This is a genomic window from Methylogaea oryzae (assembly GCF_019669985.1).
GTDB classification, from domain to species: Bacteria; Pseudomonadota; Gammaproteobacteria; order Methylococcales; family Methylococcaceae; genus Methylogaea; species Methylogaea oryzae.
On record NZ_AP019782.1, the window covers coordinates 1888385 to 1906224 of the forward strand.

A 17840-nucleotide genomic window follows, 5' to 3' on the forward strand; every position below is an offset into this window, starting at 1 on the left:
GATCGCGGCGAAATCCTATGGGCGAGGCCCCACAACGTTTCGCCTTTCGGCCCTGTCACCAGGCCTACAACGGAATAAGCCGTCAAGTTACATGCTCCGGCAGCTGGTTTCCACGCTGATATCTAGCGAAAAGCAAACTTGGTCACAATCATCGGCCGTCGCCGGCCGGCGGCTGTCTGGCATTCGTCCGGGACGCGGGGGATGACGATAGTTTTGTTGTTGGTCGCCGTCTAAAGTAGAATGGTTCTCAATTGGAGCCGCTGTGCCGGTTGGTTAAATGTAGAGGGGCGTTGTCATGTTGAAGCATTGCTGTGTGGTGTTGTCGGGGTGGATTTTGTTGGCCGCGACCGCTTGGGGCGAGGAAGTGGTGGTCTATTCGGCGCGCAACGAGCAGTTGATCAAGCCGGTGTTCGACGCCTATACCAAGAAGACCGGCGTCAAAGTCAAATACGTCACCGGCGAAGCCGGGGCCTTGATGCAACGCCTCAAGGCGGAAGGGGCGAAAACGCAGGCCGATCTGTTGATCACCGTCGACGCCGGCAACCTCTGGTTTTCCAAGCAGGAGTCGCTGCTGCAGCCGGTGAAAAGCGCCGTGCTCGAGCAAAATATCCCGGCCCATTTGCGCGATGGGGAAGGCCAGTGGTTTGGCATGTCCGTACGGGCCCGCACCATCGTTTACAACAAAAACAAAGTCCAGCCGAGTGATTTATCCACTTATCAGGCTTTGACCGATGCGAAATGGAAAGGCCGCTTGTGCCTGCTGTCGGGGAAGAAGGTCTACAACCGTTCCCTGGTCGCCATGCTCATCGCCCAATACGGCGCGGCCGCCACCAAGGAAATGGTGAAGGGCTGGGTCGCCAACTTGGCCGCGCCGCCTTTCGCCAGCGACGAGCAGGCTCTCAAGGCGCTGGCCGCCGGCCAGTGCGACGCGGCCATCGCCAACAGTTACTACCTGGGCCGTGAGTTGAAGCACCATTCGGATTGGCCGCTCAACATTTTCTGGGCCGATCAGGCGAGCGGCGGCACCCACGTCAATATTTCCGGCGTCGGCTTGACCCGCCATGCGAAACACGCCAAAGCGGCCCAGGAGCTGATGGAATGGATGTCCGGCGCGGAAGCCCAGGCGTTGTTCGCCAACGTCAATATGGAGTTCCCAGCCAATGCCGCCGTGGCGCCGGCACCGGAAGTCGCCGCCTGGGGGACGTTTAAGCAGAGTACGGTCGATTTGAACAAAGTCGGCGAGTTGCAGCCGGACGCGGTCAAACTCATGGACGAGGCGGGCTACAAGTAAGCCGGCATGGCGGAGGCCGCCATTTCTTGTCGGGCGGCGCCTGGCTGGCGCGCCAACCGCTGGTTCGGTTGGGCTGCGCTGGCCCTGGCTGCGTTGCCCCTGCTCGCGGTTTTGGCGACCTTGCTGGAGGCGGGGGCGGAGAGCGACAGCGAGGTGCGTTCGCACTTGGCAACGCTATTGCCGGAGCTGTTGGCCAATACCGCCTGTTTGGCCGCCGGCGTCGGCGTGACGGCGTTGACGCTGGGTACCGGCCTGGCTTGGTTGGTGAGCCAATACGAATTTCCCGGCCGGCGTTGGCTGGACTGGGCGTTGGTATTGCCGTTGGCCGTGCCGGCTTATGTGCTGGGGTTCGTGCTGATCGGCCTGCTGGATTTCAGTGGTCCGCTGCAAACGGCGCTGCGCGAATGGGGGCTGGGCTCCGGTTGGTTTCCCGCCGTCCGTTCCGGCGGCGGCGCGGCGTTGGCCTTGTCTTTGTCCCTTTATCCTTACGTGTATCTGCTGGCGCGCAACGCTTTCCAAACCCAGGGACGGCGTTTGCTGGAAGCCGCCCGTTCCCTGGGCGACACTCGCCGTGCGGCGTTTTTCCGCGTGGTGTTGCCCATGGCCCGGCCTTGGTTGGGTTCCGGGCTGTTGTTGGTGTTGATGGAAACGCTGGCCGATTTCGGCACCGTCGCCATTTTCAATTACGACACGTTCACCACCGCGATTTATAAAGCCTGGTACGGCTTGTTTTCGCTAGGCGCGGCCGGCGAACTGGCCTCCTGCCTGGTTTTATTGGCCTTGCTGCTGCTGGCGATCGAGCAACGCCAGCGTTCGCGCCAGCGTTACGCTTTCAACGCCCGCGGCCGCGCGGCCGACGGTCGGACGGCGCTGCGAGGTCCGGCGGCCTGGACGGCCTGCGTGGCCTGCCTGTTGGTGTTGGCCGCGGGTTTCTTGGTGCCCGTGGGGCAGCTCTTGCTTTGGGCCTTGCAGGTCGCCGCCGAAGACCTCGACGAACGGTACGTGGATTATTTCCTCAATTCCCTGGCGTTGGGCGGCTTGGGAGCCGCGCTGACCATCGCCGTCACCCTGTTGCTGGCGGTGGCGCGGCGCCGCTCGCGCGGCCCGGCGGTCACCTGGGCGGTGCGTTTCGCCACTTTGGGTTACGCCATCCCCGGCACCGTGCTGGCGGTAGGCATCGCCACGCCCTTGGCTTGGCTGCAAAACCGGCTGGCGGATTGGACGCAAGCCGCGTTCGGCTGGGAGCCCCCCACGCTGCTGGGCAATAGCCTGGCGGTGCTGGTCTTGGCCTATCTGGTGCGTTTCGCCGCCGTGGGTTACGGCGCGGTGGACAGCGCCCTCGAACGTATCACGCCGTCCATGGCGGAAGCTTCCCGCAGTCTGGGCGTTTCGGGTTTTGCCATGGTGCGGCGGTTGCATTTGCCGTTGCTGCGCGGCGGCTTGTTCAGCGGCGCGTTGCTGGTGTTTGTCGACATCATGAAAGAAATGCCCATCACGCTGATGGTGCGGCCCTTCGGCTGGGACAATCTGGCGGTGCGTATTTTCGAAATGGCGGCGGAAGGCCAATGGCAGCGGGCGGCCTTGCCGTCGGTGGCCCTGGTGCTGCTGGGACTGGTGCCGGTGGCGTTGATGGTCAGGGCAGGGGAGCAAAAATCGTGGTGAACGCTGTAGGGTACGCATCGCGTACCGAATGCCGCATCGCGCAACGGTACGCGGTGCGTGTCCTACGCGTCCTCAATCGGGCTTGGGGGAATCGATGAGCGTGGCGCGCTTGCGTTTGGACTCGGTGAGCGTCGCCTACGGCGACAAGGCGGTGGTGCGGGATGTTTCCTTCAGCGTGGCCGACGGCGACATCGCCTGCCTGTTGGGTCCCAGCGGCTGCGGTAAGACCACCTTGTTGCGCGCTATCGCCGGCTTCGAGCCGGTGGTCGCCGGCAGCATTGCCCTGTCGGGAGCGGTGGTCAGCAACGCGCAAGGCGGCCTGCCGCCGGAGCGTCGCCAGTTGGGCATCGTTTTTCAGGATTACGCTCTGTTTCCCCACCTGGATTTGGCCGGCAACGTCGGTTACGGCGTGCGCGGCCTGGACGGCCAGGCGTTGCGCCGGCGCATCGCCGAGTGCCTGGAGTTGGTGGGGCTGGCAGGGCTGGAGGGGCGCTATCCCCACGAGTTGTCAGGCGGCCAGCAGCAGCGGGTGGCCCTGGCTCGCGCCATCGCGCCCAAGCCGTCCTTGCTGTTGATAGACGAACCCTTTTCCAATCTGGATACCGCCCTGCGCGAGCATTTGGCCCACGAACTGCGGCAAATCCTCAAAGCCGGCGGCGTCACCGCCGTGCTGGTGACGCACGACCAGCAGGAGGCTTTCGCCATGGCCGACGCCATCGGCGTGATGGACCAAGGCGTGATGCTGCAATGGGGCGACGCCGACGCCCTCTATCACCACCCGGCCAACCGTTTCGTGGCCGAATTCATCGGCCAGGGCAGCTTGCTGCCGGTGACGCGGGAGGAGGGGGGCTTTTCCACCGAGTTGGGGCGCTGCACTGGAGCCGGGCAGGGCCGCTGGCTGCTGTTGCGGCCTAATCAGGTGGGACTAGGGGGCAGCGGCGAAGCGGAGGCCGTGGTGGAACACAAAGTGTTCCGCGGCCTGGACATCCTCTACACCCTGCGTTTGCCCAGCGGCCAAAGCGTCCTCTCGGCCGCACCCAACGACGTGCAGTATGCCGTCGGCCAGCGTCTATACGCGAGCCTGCGCGTCAGGGAGCCGGTGTTGGTGGAAGAGTAAACGCGCCGGCGCCGCGAAGCGGCGCACGGTGGCGGAATACATTAAAAAAGGCGGCACCGGGTGACCGGCGCCGCCTTTTTTGTGCAGCGGGACGCTTAACGCACTTTCTTCAGCGTATCGCCTTCGCTGTCGAATTTGCAGAAGTGGCCGAGGAAATAGCTGCAATCTTCCGACTGCTTGACGGTGGCCGCATCGCCTTGCAGGGTAACGTTGAGGGTGCAGTAGCGGCGTTCGCTTTCCGATTGCTTGCGCAGCACCAGTTCCGTGTCGGAGACTTTTTTGGCTTCGCCGGAAATGTCCACGGAGCAAGCGTGGGCGTCTTTTTCGCCTTCGCCCGGTTCGAAATCCACGTCCATGCTGACGATCTTGTCGCCGTTTTTCTGGGTGACGATTTTCAGGTGCTGCACGTGGCTGCCGGCGGTGCGCAAATAGTGTTCGGCACCGGCCTGGGCGGCACCGGCGAACAACAGGCCCAACGCGGCGTAAGCGATTCTTTTCATGGTTTTTGCGGTCCTTATGGTTTGGTTATCGGAACTAGTAAACCGGCTCGGGCTCAATCGCGCAACAATTCGTTGATGCCCACTTTGCCGCGGGTGCGCTCGTCCACCTGCTTGATGATGACGGCGCAGTACAGGCTGTATTTGCCGTCGCTGGAGGGCAGGTTGCCGGCCACCACCACGGAACCGGCCGGCACGCGGCCATAGCTGATTTCGCCGGTCATGCGGTTGTAGATCTTAGTGCTCTGGCCGATGTACACGCCCATGGAAATCACCGAGCCTTCTTCCACCACCACGCCTTCGACGATTTCCGAGCGCGCGCCGATGAAGCAATTGTCTTCGATGATGGTCGGGCCGGCCTGCAGGGGTTCCAGCACGCCGCCGATGCCGACGCCGCCGGACAGGTGCACGTTCTTGCCGATCTGGGCGCAGGAACCCACTGTAGCCCAGCCGTCCACCATGGTGCCGGAATCCACGTAGGCGCCGATATTGACGAAAGAGGGCATCAGGATCACGCCCGGGGCGATGTAAGCGCCTTTGCGCGCTACGGCGCCGGGCACCACGCGAATGCCGGCATCGCGGAAATCGGCTTCGCTGCAGGCGCCGAACTTGGTGTCAACCTTGTCGAAATAGCGGTGCACGCCGCTGTCCATGACGCGGTTGTCGTTGAGGCGGAAGGACAGCAGCACGGCTTTCTTCAGCCACTGGTTGACTACCCACTGGCCGTCGATTTTTTCGGCGACGCGCGCTTTGCCGGCATCCAGCAGCGCCAGGGCTTCCTCGACCGCGTTACGCACCTCGTTCGGCGCGCTGGAGGGGGAAAAGTCGGTCCGGTTCTCGAACGCTTCGTTGATAATGTTTTCCAATGAACTCATAGGGTTACTCGTGGAAGTTAAAGTGACAATGATTCGCTGAAACGGCGAATGCGCCGAGCCGCGTCGATGCATTCGTCCAAGGGCGCAACCAGGGCGAGGCGCAGGTGGCCGGCGCCGGGATTGTGGCCGTGGGCTTCGCGGGATAAATAGCTGCCGGGCAGCACGGTGAGGTTTTCCTCCGCATACAAGCGGCGAGCGAATTCCGCGTCGTCGCCCGGCACCCGCGGCCACAGGTAGAAGCCGGCGGGCGGCAGTTCCACGTCCAGCGCACCGCGCAGAATGTCGTAGACGGCGGCGAATTTTTCCCGGTAGGCGGCGCGGTTGGCGCGCACGTGCGTTTCGTCGCGCCAGGCCAGGGCGCTGGCTTGCTGCACGTGAACCGGCATGGCGCAGCCGTGGTAGGTGCGGTAAAGCAAAAAGCTTTTCAATATTTCCGCGTCGCCTGCGACGAAGCCGGAGCGCAGGCCCGGGGCGTTGGAGCGTTTGGACAGGCTGTGGAACACCACGCAACGGCGGTAATCCGTGTTGCCCATGGCTGCCGCCGCTTGCAGCAATCCGGGCGGCGGCGCGGCTTCGTCGTTGTACAGCTCCGAATAGCATTCGTCGGAGGCGATGGTAAAGTCGTACTGCTCGGCCAGTTCGATCAGCTTTTGGTATTGCACCATGGGCAACACCGCACCGGTGGGGTTGCCCGGCGAGCACACGTACAGCAGTTGGCAGCGTCGCCACACGGTTTCCGGTACGGCGTCGAAATCCGGCAGATAGCCGTTGTCCCTGGTCGTATTGAGAAAGTACGGCTCCGCTCCGGCCAGCAACGCCGCGCCTTCGTAAATCTGGTAGAACGGGTTGGGCATGGCGACCAAGGGTTTGTCGTCGCCGTTCACGATACACTGAGCGAAAGCGAACAGCGCTTCGCGGGTGCCGCCCACCGGCAGTATATGGCGCTCCGCGTCCACGCTGCCGGCCGGCAAGGCGAAGCGTGACGTCAGCCAGTCGGCGATGGCAAGCCGCAGTTCCGGCAATCCCTTGGTGGTGGGGTATTTCGCCAACCCATGCATGTGAGCGATAAGCGCATCGGCGATGAAATGCGGCGTGGGATGTTGAGGCTCGCCGATGGATAGGGCGATATGGGTCTGCCCGGTCGGTGGCGTGACGCCTTGCTTGAGGTGCGCGAGCTTTTCGAAAGGGTAGGGCTGTAACAGGCCTAAGTGTGGATTCATTGCGCCTAATCAGGCTGGATCGATAAAACGGATAAAGCTAGCCCGGCGGCGACGCCTCGTTATGCCCGGGCGGCGCCGCGATTGCCGACGGTCTTATTCTGGCTTATTCGGTCGGCAGTTGGTTTTTGACCAAAACGGAAATGCTGGCGTCGTACATGGGCTTTTGTATGCCCAGCAGCTTCTTGGTGTTGATGATCAAGGGAGCACGCAACGCTGCATTGACATTTTTGTTGACGGATACCGTCGGTAGCTCCGCCAAATCCGGCGCCGATTTGTACAGCAGCAGCATGACCACCAGATCGCCGGCCGATTCCGCGCCCAGCAGCGCGATATCCTCGCCGTTGAGCTCGAAATCGTAGTCCACGTTCAGCGTGTAAGGAAACGCCACGTTGAAAATTACTTCGGGAGAATCGATGGATTGGAGCCAGTAGACGATAGGCGCATTGGCGTCTTGCTGATGGAAAAGCTTAAATTTCTTGCAGTCTTCGAAGCTCGTCAATCCTTCCGGAAACGTAATGACGCTACCCGGGTCAACCTGCTGTGTGCTGCCGTCACGCGTTTCGATTTGCATCATGGTTGCTCGTCCTTCTTGGAATGAGTTGCGAAAGCAGCATCATTGTAGCCCATAAAGCGATACTTAGTGCTCGAAGAGACCATGGGCGATATGAGGTCAACCGTGATGCTTTCGGATATTTCCGGCAAGCGCGTGGAGGGCTAAGCCGCTTGGGAACTCCCTGTGGAACGGGAGTATAGGCGTGAAATGCTACTACAGAACCGGACGTTCAACTAGTTACCGCCGGGGGCCAGGTCGTCCGCCGTGTGGTCGTTGCGGAAAACAAAAGTATCGGCCGCGGATTAAAAAAAAACGCCTAACACATTGCTGTGTTAGGCGTTCTATATGGCGTCCCCAGGGGGATTCGAACCCCCGTCGCCGCCGTGAAAGGGCGGTGTCCTAGGCCTCTAGACGATGGGGACAGGACTTGGTAAGTTTGGTGGAGCCAGGGAGGATCGAACTCCCGACCTCTACAATGCCATTGTAGCGCTCTCCCAGCTGAGCTATGGCCCCAAACTGTCCGGATATTATAAGGGCGATATTTTCGGCTGTCTAGCCCTTTGTTGAATTTTTTATGTATTCCATGGCCTGCTGCAGTCGTGCCAGGGTTTTCTCCCGGCCCAGCAGGGCTAGGGTCGCGTCAATGGGGGGCGATACGGACGTGCCGCTGACGGCAACGCGCAGCGGTTGGGCGACGCCCCCCAGCTTGATGCCCAGTTCCTCGGCCACCGCATTGACGGTTTCGTGCAGGGCGACTTTTTCCCATTGGGACAGGGCGGCCAGTTTGTCGTGCAGCGCGGCGAGGGCGGTGGCGCTGTCGGCGGTGAGGTTCTTCTTCGCCGCTTTCTCGTCGTAGCCGTGAATGTCTTTATAGAAGAAGGCGCTGGCCTGGGCCATTTCCACCAGGGTTTTGCAGCGCTCGCGCTGGGCCACGACCACGTCGGCCGGCTCCGGGCCGTCGGTGGGGTCGACGCCCAATTGGCCCAGGTGGTAGCGCAGGTGGTGGGCGACGTGGGTCGGGTCGCCGTGCATGATGTGGTGGTGGTTGAGCCACAACAGCTTTTCCGGGTTGAAGGTGGAGGCCGAGTGGTTGATGTTGTCCACGTCGAACAGGGCGATCATCTCGTCGATGGAGAAGATTTCCTGGTCGCCGTGGGACCAGCCGAGCCGTACCAAATAGTTGAGCAAGGCTTCCGGCAGATAGCCGTCGTCGCGGTACTGCATGACGCTGACGGCGCCATGACGCTTGGACAAGCGCGCGCCGTCGCTGCCCAGGATCATGGGCACGTGGGCGTAGCGCGGCGGAGTGGCGCCCAGTGCCTTTAATATGTTGATTTGGCGCGGGGTGTTGTTGAGGTGGTCGTCGCCGCGGATGACGTGGTCGACCTTCATGTCCCAGTCGTCCACCACCACCGTCAGGTTATAGGTGGGGCTGCCGTCGGAACGGGCGATGATGAGATCGTCCAGCTCGCTGTTCTTGATGACGACGCGTCCGCGCACGATGTCGTCGATGACGATTTCGCCCTCGTCGGGATTGCGGAAGCGCACCACCGGCGCAACGCCTTCGCGCGGTTCTGTGCGGTGGCGGCAGCGGCCGTCGTAGCGGGGCTTTTCTTTGCGCTCCATCTGCTCGGCGCGCATGGCGTCCAGTTCTTCCTTGCTGCAATAGCAGTGATAGGCGTCGCCTTGATCCAGCAATTGTTGGATGACCGCTTCGTAGCGGTCGAAACGGTGGGTTTGGTAGAACGGGCCTTCGTCGTACTCCAGCCCCAGCCAAGTCATGCCTTCCAGGATGGCGTTCACCGATTCGGCGGTGGAACGCTCCAAATCGGTATCTTCGATGCGCAGGATGAAAGTGCCGCCGTGCTTTCTGGCGAACAGCCAGCAGAACAGGGCGGTGCGCGCTCCGCCGACGTGGAGGTAGCCGGTCGGGCTGGGCGCGAACCGAGTGCGAATAGTCATTGGAAAAATCCAGTGGGAGCCAGGGATGGGAAGCGCGGCATTTTATCAGGTTAACGGTGTGTGTCACGCCGGTAGCGGTATGAATAAGGTATAGTGTTCAACGACTTCCGCTTTCCTTGCGTTGCGTATCGCGATGCCTGACTCACCTTCCCAATGGCATAAGCTTGCCCCCCCTCCATGGCTGAGGCGGCTTGGCCGTGCGGTGGCGCAATCGGCAGCGCTGCTGCTGCTGGCGGCCGGGGTGCTGGCCGTGCTGCTGTTGGAGAGCACGCCGCTGTTGGATCCCGCGCGCAAGCTGACCCACGACGAAATGGTCGAGGCGCGCAGCGTGTTGGACTTCGGCATTCGCTCGGCGCGCCATTTGGGCGTTACCAATACGGTGAGCTTGAGCAACGGGGAGCTGGACGCCACCGTCAACTACCTGCTCCAGCAATTCGTTACCGGAGTCGGCCATTTCCGCCTGGAACGGGAAGGCTTCACCTTCATCGCCACCGCGCGGATCCCCAGCGTGCCAGTGAACATCTACCTGAACGCGGAAATCACCGCCACCACGGAAAACGATCGCTTGGCGATCCGCCGGGTGCGTCTGGGAGACGCCAATTTCCCCACGGCCTGGGTGGATGCCGGGTTGTCGGCGGCGCAGCGATTCTCCGCCGTCGCCAAGTTCATTTCGGTGGCCGACAAGGCGGTCAAGGAAGTCACCGTCGAGCCGGATCGCCTGCTGTTGGTGTACGGCTGGGACAGCGACACGCTGCACAATATGCGCGACCTGATTTTGGACATCACCAGCAAGAAGCGGTTGCGCCATTACCAGGCCCGTTTGACCGAAGTCGTCAACGGCTGGCCCGTCGGCAACAAGCGCATGGCGTTGGGCGATCTGCTGCAACCGCTGTTCACCTTAGCCATGGAACGCTCTGAAGAGCGCGATCCCATCGAAGAAAACCGCGCCTTGCTATTGGTCGTCAGCGCTTACCTTAGCGGACACAAATCGGCGCCGGTGCTGGCCGCCAAGTACAGCGCGGAAAGCACGGCCCGGCGCACGGTAAGGCTCAACAACCGCTTGGATTTGGCCAAGCATTTCATCATTTCGGCCGCCCTGGCCGCGTCCGCCAACAGCACTTTCGCCGACATGGCCGGGTTGGCCAAGGAAATCGACGATTCCCATGGGGGCAGCGGCTTCAATTTTCAGGATTTGGCCGCCGACATGGCCGGCCAGCGTTTCGGTGAATTGGCGGTGTTGTCGGAAAAATCCGCTCGTCGCTTGCAAAAACGGTTAAGCCGCAACGCCGCCGACAGCATCATCATGCCGGTGGTGCGCGACTTGCCGGAAAATCTCGACGCAGAAACCTTCGCCAGCCGCTACCAAGCGGTCGGCAGCCCGGCTTTCGAGGAAGTGGAGGGCGACATACAGCAGCGATTGGACGCCATGGCGCTGTATTGGCAAGCGTCGGGCGACTGATCGGCGGCTAGCCGACCGGCTGTCGTTTCCGGCACGTCCGGGTTTTCGTATCCCCCGCACAAGCGCAAATGCGCATTTTGCCGCCGTCCGCGTTATGATGGCGCGTCTTCAGGTGCCTGGGCATTTTGTCCAGGTTAAACGGGAAGCCGGTGCGGAGTCGCGAGACTCCCAAGCCGGCGCTGCCCCCGCAACGGTAAGCAGGTTGCGGCGTACCACAAAGCCGCCGACGTTCGTCGGAATAATCAAGGCTTTTCGAATGCCACTGTGCCCTAGGCATGGGAAGGCGGTACGCCAGGCGTAAAGCCACTTGCGAGCCCGGATACCGGCCTGAGGCTACCCGTGGTCGCGGTGGGCGGCTAGGCCGGGTCGGTCTGGCTGCGCGCTTCCGCCTTGCAGCGACTTTCCTGCGTCTTGCCACTTCCTTGCGCGACCGTTGTTAACGACCGCCGCGCGGGTGTGCGCGGTATTGGCGTGGAGATGGTCCGTGTCCCTTGATACTTTTATCCGGGCGAATTCGTTCGCCAATGCGAAACTTGCCGGGCGTGTCAGCCATGGCTTCGATAACCCCCGCAAAACCCTAGTGCCGCGCGCCGGCGGCGCGGCGGTGTTCCTTTATGCCACGGCGATTTGGTCCGCTACGGTCCATGGGGCGGCGACGCAATTGGATGCCGTTGTCGTCACCGGCTCCGGCTCCGAAACCGCCAGCGGCGAGTTGGGTGCGACGGCGTCCGCCTCGCAAGGCGTGGTTGACCAGCGGACGCTGCAATCGCGCCCTTTGTCCCGCGTCGGCGAACTGGTTGAGGTCGTGCCGGGCGCCGTCGCCACCCAGCACAGCGGCAGCGGCAAGGCCAACCAATTTTTCCTGCGCGGATTCAACCTGGACCATGGCACCGATTTTTCCGTGGCCGTGGACGGCGTTCCCATGAACATGCCCAGCCACGCCCACGGCCAGGGCTATTTGGATCTCAACAGCATCATTCCGGAACTGGTGGACCATGCCGATTACGGCAAGGGGCCGTACCACGCCGACGTGGGCGATTTCGCCTCGGCCGGCTACGCGCGCATGTATACCGCCGACAGCCTGCCGCAGGGTTTCGTCAAATTCACCGGCGGCGAATTCGGTTACTACCGCACGGTGGCGGCCGACTCGCAGAAACTCGGGCAAGGCGAATTGCTCTACGCCGGCGAGGCGGCGTTTTACGACGGGCCGTGGAAAACGCCGGAAGGTTCCGGCAAATACAACGGCTTGCTCAAATACAGCCTGGCCCAAGACGATTGGGGGCTGTCTCTGGTAGGCAAGGGCTATCATGCCGACTGGACCGCCACCAACCAAATCGCCCAACGGGCGGTGGATAGCGGCTTGGTCGGCCGCTACGGCAGCCTGGATTCCAGCGACGGCGGCAACAGCAGCCGCTACAGCGCTTCCGGCAACTTCTGGAGCCGCGGCGACGCCTACAAGAACGCCGTCAACCTTTACGCCGTCTACTACGACGTGGAACTGTTCTCCAATTTCACCTACTACCTCGACGATCCGGAGCACGGCGACCAGCTCAACCAAAAGGAGCGGCGCATCGTGCTGGGCGGCAACGGCGAACAGACCTGGTACGGCAAGGCCTTCGGCGCCGATATGGACAACAGTTTGGGAGTGCAGGTGCGGCAAGACCACATCATGGGCTCCACGCTGAATCACAGCGAAAGCCGTCAGGTGCTGCATACCCTGCGCCGGGACGACATCGACCAAACCAATGTCGGCCTCTACGGCCGCAACCAAATCCGCTGGCTGGAAAAATTCCGCACCGTGGCCGGCTTGCGCGGGGATTTTTTCGTGTTCGACGTGCATAGCCGCACCTTGGCGCAAAATTCGGGCAACCAAAGCGCCGCGATGTTCAGCCCCAAGCTCAGCCTGATTTTCGGTCCCTGGTTCGACACGGAGTTTTTCGTCAACCTGGGCGAAGGCTTCCACTCCAACGATGCCCGCGGCGTGACGCTCAAGCTGGATCCCCTCCGCCCCGACACGCCCGTGCCCGGCGTCGATCCCCTGGTGAAAACCCGCGGCGCCGAGGTGGGCCTGCGCAGCCAATGGCTGCCGGGCTTGGATACCACCCTGGCGGTATGGTGGCTGCAAGTGGGCTCGGAGCTGGTATTCGTCGGCGATGCCGGCACGACCGAACCCACCGGCAAAAGCGAGCGCTACGGCGTGGAATGGACCAATACCTACAGGCCGGCTGACTGGCTGACCCTGGACGGCGAGCTGGCCCTCACCAGTGCCCGTTTTGTCGATGCTCCCGCCCACGCCGATGCCGTGCCCAATTCCGTAGGGCGGGTGATCGGCGCCGGCGCCAGCGTGGATTTGTCCCACGGCTTTTACGCCAACGCCCGGTTGCGCCACTTCGGCCATGTGCCGCTCAACGAGCAGGCCAGCGCGGACGGCGGCGCGACGTCCCTGGTCAGCCTGGGGGGCGGCTACCGCTACGACCGGGTGAAGTTGGAAATCAATGTCTTCAACCTGCTGGGCTCGAAACGCAACGACATCGCGTATTACTACAACTCCCGCTTGCCGGGCGAGCCGGCCGAGGGCGTGGAAGGCGTGCATTTCCACCCGGTGGAGCCGCGCATGGTGCGCGCGAGCGTGACATTGGGCTTCTGAGCCGGGGCGGTTCGCCCGGCTCGTGGCGATTTCCCAGGCCTGCTAGACTCAAGTGGGGGCGGCGGCCGGCTTAATAGAAAGGCGACGGCGCTCCCTGCTATTTATCGGCGCATTCATGAGGGGGCGGCATGGACAATATCGCGCTTCGGCAAGGCGACGCCTTGTTGGTGACCGACGTGCAAAACGACTTTCTGCCGGGCGGCGCCCTGGCCGTGCCCCGCAGCGCCCATATCGTGGCGGCCGTCAACGCTTGCATCGACGTGTTTCGCGCCGCAGCCCTGCCGATGGTTTTCAGCCGCGACTGGCATCCGCCGGACCATTGCTCGTTCCGGGAGCAGGGCGGCCCTTGGCCGGCGCACTGCGTGCAGGACAGCCATGGCGCCGCTTTCGCCGCCGAGCTGCGCCGCCCCGAGGATTGCCGCGTCGTTTCCAAGGCCACCGAGACCGGCCGCGACGCCTATTCGGCCTTCGACGGCACCGGGCTGGAGGCGTTGCTGAACGCGCTCGGCGCGCGGCGCTTGTTCGTCGTCGGCTTGGCGACGGATTATTGCGTCAAATACACGGTGATCGACGCTTTGCGTCTGGGATTTGGCGCGGTGGTGCTGGAAGACGCCGTCGCGGCGGTGAACGTGCAGCCCGACGACGGCCCCGCGGCCATGCGCGCGATGGCGCAAGCCGGGGCCGTCATCGCCCGTCGCGAAAATTTGTGTCTGTGAACAACCTCGGCGCCTAGTCGCCGGTTTCCGCCAGCCTTTCCGGCGGCACGGTGCGGTCTCGTCCCCGCTTACCCGGGCGACGGCCCCGGTTCAGCGAGGGGCGCGTTCTCCATGCTAGAATTCGCCCGCCGCACGGCCACCCTGCCGTCGCGGGGACGATTTTTCGCTGCTTAATTTCGAGTGACCTACATGATAACCAAGACTCACGGCTTGATCGCCCTATGCCAGATATTCGTTGCTGTTTCCGTGCTTTATCTAATCGTGGGCTTAATCAAACCCCGGTGGGCATGGCTGGGCGAGAAAGTTCCCAATCGCCAAGTGATCATCGCGATTTCCTTGGTCATGTTCATGGCCTCTTGGACCGGTTACAGCACCTTGAAACTCAAGCCCCGGGAAGAGATTCTGGCGGAACAGGCCCAGGCGGCGGCGCCGGTCGCCGTCGATCCGGAAGTCGCCAAGGCTTTGGCTGAAGCCAAGCCCGAATCCAAGCCCGCGCCGGCGGCTGCCGCCCAGGCCGCTCCGGCTCCCCAGGCCGAGGCTGCGCCTAAGGCGGCGCCCGCCCACGCCAAGGCGGAGCACAAGCCCGAGCACAAAAAACCGGAGCACAAGCAGGAAAAGGTCGAGTCGAAAAAGGCCGCGCAGCAGCGCTAAAACTGGTACGGGTGGCTGGCGGTGAAGTCGTGTATTTTGGCTTTGGGATGGAAGACGGGCGGCGCCCAGGGGGCGTCCGCCGCGCCGCTGAGGTACTGTGCCAGCCACAAGGCCTGGCTGCGGATCGGCGCGATAAAGGCGTAGATGCGGCCGTCTTCGCATTGGGCGGCGTCGCCGAAGGCGTGGATGTGCTCATCGCTGGTGCGGAGATAGCCGTTCACGCTGATGCCGCGTTGCGTCGCCAGCCCAGCCGCCTGGGCCAGCTGTATGCGCGGCTTGAAGCCGCAGGCCACGATCACGCCGTCGAAACCGCCGTGCCGGGCTTCGCCGGTTAGCACCGCGCGGCGCTCGCCGTCGGCTTCGATGGCCGTCACGTTGCAGTTCAATTCCACCGTGATGCCGGCTTGCGCGAAGGTGCTTAGCAGCGTTGCCGCATCGTCCTCTTGCAGTTGCCGTTCCATGAGACGGTCCGCTACGTGGTATACCGTCACGTCGTCGCCGGCCTTGGCCAGGTCGGATGCCACTTCGCAGCCGATCAAGCCGCCGCCGATCAGCCCCCATTTCGGCCGCCGGCCGTCATCCAGTGCTTGTTGCCTGATCCGGCGCAGCGCCAGCAAGTCGGCCAGGCTGTTGAGCACCTGGAAGTTCTCGCGGGACGCCGACAAGGGCGGCGGCACGAACGCCTCGGATCCCGGCGCCAGGATCAAGGTTTCGTAGTCCAGCGAAAATTCGCCTTCACCGCCGACGCAGGCCAATTGCCGGACGGCGGCGTCGATGCGCACCGCGTCGCAGCCGGCGCGAACCTGTATGCCGTTTTGCCGTAACTGCTCGAAGCTGCGGGTGACGATGCGTTGCTCGATGTCGTCATGGCTGAAACCGTGGGAGAGCATGGGGCGGGAATAATGGCCGGCGGTTTCCCGAGTCACCAGGGTGACGGCGCGCCCGGTCTTGGCCAAGGCTTCTGCGCAGGTGACGCCGGCGATGCCGGAACCGACGATGACGATGCTCATGGGATGCTCCGGCTTAATTGAGTGGTTCCAGTAATTCGAATTGGTTCTTTTCCGCGCCGCATTCGGGACAGGTCCAGCTTTCCGGCAGGTTATCCCAGCGTGTTCCCGGTTGTATGCCGTTTTCCGGATCGCCTTCGGCTTCGTCGTAGATGTGGCCGCAAACGGTGCATACGTATTTTCGGTAATCGCTCATGACTGGTCTCCATTGGATGGTAGGCGGCTATTTTGCTGCCGCACACGCAGTAGCGTATATCACTTTTCAGCGATTATGGGCTCCGCCGATCATTGGCCGCCGCCCGCCGCATCGGGATTCGCGCCCCGCAGGTTGACACCGGCGCCCGCCGATTGCTAGTGTTAGCAGTCATCAATGGCGAGTGCCAAAATCCGGTTGCAAGCAATGTTTCGCTCGGCCCCCCCAAACGTACCCGAACTCAACGAGCGCGCCCAGCATCTGCTCAAGGCGCTGGTGGAGCGCTATATCCACGACGGACAGCCGGTGGGCTCCCGCTGCCTGGCCCGGGAGACCGACCTCCAGCTAAGCCCCGCCACCATTCGCAACGTGATGGCCGATCTGGAGGAGTATGGGCTGGTTACTTCGCCCCATACGTCGGCGGGGCGCATTCCCACGGTAAGCGGTTACCGTTTTTTCGTCGACTCCCTGCTGACCATCAAACCGTTGCAGCAAACGGTGGTGCACGAGTTGACCCAAACGTTGGCGCCGCAAGGCAGTCAGCAGGAGTTGTTGCAAACCGCTTCCAAGCTGTTGTCCGCCGTGACGCAAATGGCCGGGGTGGTGACGTTGCCGCTGCCGTCGATGCGCACGGCGTTTCGCCACATCGAATTCCTTCCCCTGTCCAACGGTCGGGTGCTGGTGATCCTCGTCACCAATCAGCAGGAAGTGCACAACCGCATTATCCAACCGAGCCGCGACTTCACGTCGTCCGAGCTGCAAGCAGCCGCCAACTACCTGAACACCTTGTGCCAGGGGAGGGAACTGGCGGATATACGCCGCAACATTCTCAGCGAGTTGCAGCGGGATCGCGACGCCATGAACCAGGAAGTGCTCAACGCCGCCCATATCGCGGAGCTGGCCCTGCAGAACAAAAAATCCGACGGCGACAAGGACTTCCTGCTCAGCGGCGAAACCAACCTCATGACTTTTGCCGAGCTGTCCAGCCTGACTAAGCTGCGCGATATGTTCGAAGCCTTCAACCGTAAGCAGGACATCATGCATTTGCTGGATCGCTGCTTGGAAGCGGATGGCGTGCAGATCTTCATCGGCGAGGAGTCCGGCTACAAGCCGCTGGACCAATGCAGCGTGGTGACCACCCCGTACAGCGTCGACGACCAAGTGGTCGGCGTCCTGGGCGTCATCGGGCCGACCCGTATGGAATACGAGCGGGTCATCCCGCTGGTGGACATGACGGCGAAATTATTGAGCGCGGCCTTGAATCAGCAGGGCTAGCCCATATCTCAAACAGCGAAAATCAATCCAGCCAAGGCGGTGAATCCGCTTTGGCGCATCATGAATCAGCAATCGGGAGTTTCCATAGCGATGAACTCGGAATCGGAACAACAAGTAGAAGTGATAACCGCAGCCGAGGAGGAAAACACGGTTATCGACGCGGCGGCGGAAGCGCCCGCTGAAGCGCAAACGGACGTGGCGGCGTTAACCGAGGAGCTGGCTCAAGCCAATCGCCGCGCCGACGAGAATTGGGATAAGTTGCTGCGCCTGCAGGCGGAAATGGAAAACCTGCGCCGCCGCACGGAAAAAGACCTGGACAGCACCCGCAAATTTGCGCTGGAACGTTTCGCCAAGGAATTGCTGCCGGTTATCGACAGTTTGGAGCTGGGTATCCAAGCCTCCACCAGCGACAACCCCGAGGTGGTTAAACTGCGCGAAGGCAGCGAGCTGACCCTTAAGCAGCTGACGGCGGTGCTGGAGCGTTTCAACGTGTTGGTGGTCGATCCCCAAGGCGAAAAATTCAATCCGGAGCTGCATCAGGCTATGGCGGTCGATCCCAGCGCGCCGGGAGAGGCCAATACCGTGGTGAAAGTCTTCCAGAAGGGCTATGTGCTCAACGACCGCTTGCTGCGTCCCGCCATGGTGGTGATCGCTCAAGGCGGCGTTGAAGCGCCCCGCGTGGACGAAGAGGCTTGAAATATCCCCCTAGATATCC

16 protein-coding genes, 2 tRNA genes and 1 riboswitch are annotated in these 17840 nt (G+C 62.4%); of the genes, 9 read left to right on the forward strand and 9 right to left on the reverse strand.

Features of this window, described 5'->3' with window-relative positions; translation table 11 throughout:
• Nucleotides 1-295: 295 nt before the first annotated feature.
• The 3 genes from K5607_RS08570 (at nt 296) to K5607_RS08580 (ending at nt 4070) form a co-directional block, all read left to right on the forward strand.
• Nucleotides 296-1291 (forward strand): extracellular solute-binding protein, encoded by a 996-nt coding sequence (locus tag K5607_RS08570; RefSeq protein ID WP_221048806.1) that lies wholly within the window; start codon nt 296-298, stop codon nt 1289-1291.
• A gap of 6 nt (nt 1292-1297) precedes the next feature.
• Complete coding sequence (locus K5607_RS08575; RefSeq protein WP_221048807.1) at nt 1298-2953, forward strand: ABC transporter permease; 1656 nt, start codon at nt 1298-1300, stop codon at nt 2951-2953.
• A 94-nt stretch (nt 2954-3047) separates the two neighbouring features.
• The gene (locus K5607_RS08580) at nt 3048-4070 is read left to right on the forward strand and encodes an ABC transporter ATP-binding protein (protein ID WP_221048808.1); all 1023 of its coding nucleotides are present in this window, start codon (nt 3048-3050) and stop codon (nt 4068-4070) included.
• A 95-nt stretch (nt 4071-4165) separates the two neighbouring features.
• On the opposite strand, the gene K5607_RS08585 is transcribed toward K5607_RS08580, so the two are convergent.
• The 7 genes from K5607_RS08585 to gltX form a co-directional block, all read right to left on the reverse strand.
• Nucleotides 4166-4570, reverse strand: coding sequence for a hypothetical protein (locus tag K5607_RS08585; protein WP_054773284.1), 405 nt, complete (start codon nt 4568-4570; stop codon nt 4166-4168).
• 53 nt (nt 4571-4623) lie between these two features.
• Nucleotides 4624-5442 carry a 2,3,4,5-tetrahydropyridine-2,6-dicarboxylate N-succinyltransferase gene (gene dapD, locus K5607_RS08590; protein ID WP_221048809.1) on the reverse strand — a complete coding sequence of 273 codons (819 nt, stop codon included), beginning with the start codon at nt 5440-5442 and terminating at the stop codon, nt 4624-4626.
• Between the two features lie 17 nt (nt 5443-5459).
• Complete coding sequence (gene dapC, locus K5607_RS08595; RefSeq protein WP_221048810.1) at nt 5460-6662, reverse strand: succinyldiaminopimelate transaminase; 1203 nt, start codon at nt 6660-6662, stop codon at nt 5460-5462.
• A 103-nt stretch (nt 6663-6765) separates the two neighbouring features.
• On the reverse strand, nt 6766-7236 hold the full coding sequence (gene fliW / locus K5607_RS08600) for a flagellar assembly protein FliW (RefSeq protein ID WP_221048811.1): 471 nt from the start codon (nt 7234-7236) through the stop codon (nt 6766-6768).
• A gap of 325 nt (nt 7237-7561) precedes the next feature.
• Nucleotides 7562-7637: transfer RNA gene (locus K5607_RS08605), tRNA-Glu, on the reverse strand.
• Between the two features lie 15 nt (nt 7638-7652).
• Nucleotides 7653-7728: transfer RNA gene (locus K5607_RS08610), tRNA-Ala, on the reverse strand.
• A gap of 39 nt (nt 7729-7767) precedes the next feature.
• Nucleotides 7768-9177 carry a glutamate--tRNA ligase gene (gene gltX, locus K5607_RS08615; RefSeq protein WP_221048812.1) on the reverse strand — a complete coding sequence of 470 codons (1410 nt, stop codon included), beginning with the start codon at nt 9175-9177 and terminating at the stop codon, nt 7768-7770.
• 202 nt (nt 9178-9379) lie between these two features.
• On the opposite strand from gltX, the gene K5607_RS08620 reads away from it, so the two are divergent.
• The 4 genes from K5607_RS08620 to K5607_RS08635 all read left to right on the forward strand — a co-directional run bounded on the left by K5607_RS08620 (nt 9380) and on the right by K5607_RS08635 (nt 14650).
• Nucleotides 9380-10636, forward strand: coding sequence for a hypothetical protein (locus tag K5607_RS08620; protein WP_221048813.1), 1257 nt, complete (start codon nt 9380-9382; stop codon nt 10634-10636).
• A 93-nt stretch (nt 10637-10729) separates the two neighbouring features.
• A riboswitch (cobalamin riboswitch) is annotated at nt 10730-10981 on the forward strand.
• 139 nt (nt 10982-11120) lie between these two features.
• On the forward strand, nt 11121-13283 hold the full coding sequence (locus K5607_RS08625) for a TonB-dependent receptor (protein WP_246598994.1): 2163 nt from the start codon (nt 11121-11123) through the stop codon (nt 13281-13283).
• Between the two features lie 128 nt (nt 13284-13411).
• The gene (locus K5607_RS08630; RefSeq protein ID WP_221048814.1) at nt 13412-13999 is read left to right on the forward strand and encodes an isochorismatase family protein; all 588 of its coding nucleotides are present in this window, start codon (nt 13412-13414) and stop codon (nt 13997-13999) included.
• Nucleotides 14000-14188: 189 nt separating this feature from the next.
• Entirely contained in the window at nt 14189-14650 is a 462-nt protein-coding gene (locus K5607_RS08635) for a hypothetical protein (protein WP_221048815.1), read from the forward strand.
• Here the strand turns inward: K5607_RS08635 and K5607_RS08640 are convergent.
• Entirely contained in the window at nt 14647-15660 is a 1014-nt protein-coding gene (locus K5607_RS08640) for an NAD(P)/FAD-dependent oxidoreductase (RefSeq protein ID WP_054774052.1), read from the reverse strand. The genes K5607_RS08635 and K5607_RS08640 overlap by 4 nt on opposite strands.
• Nucleotides 15661-15673: 13 nt before the next feature.
• Nucleotides 15674-15853, reverse strand: coding sequence for a rubredoxin (gene rd / locus K5607_RS08645; protein WP_054774051.1), 180 nt, complete (start codon nt 15851-15853; stop codon nt 15674-15676).
• A gap of 204 nt (nt 15854-16057) precedes the next feature.
• On the opposite strand from rd, the gene hrcA reads away from it, so the two are divergent.
• Nucleotides 16058-17125 carry a heat-inducible transcriptional repressor HrcA gene (gene hrcA, locus K5607_RS08650; RefSeq protein ID WP_054774053.1) on the forward strand — a complete coding sequence of 356 codons (1068 nt, stop codon included), beginning with the start codon at nt 16058-16060 and terminating at the stop codon, nt 17123-17125.
• A 90-nt stretch (nt 17126-17215) separates the two neighbouring features.
• Complete coding sequence (grpE, locus tag K5607_RS08655; RefSeq protein WP_054774050.1) at nt 17216-17821, forward strand: nucleotide exchange factor GrpE; 606 nt, start codon at nt 17216-17218, stop codon at nt 17819-17821.
• Nucleotides 17822-17840: the final 19 nt, after the last annotated feature.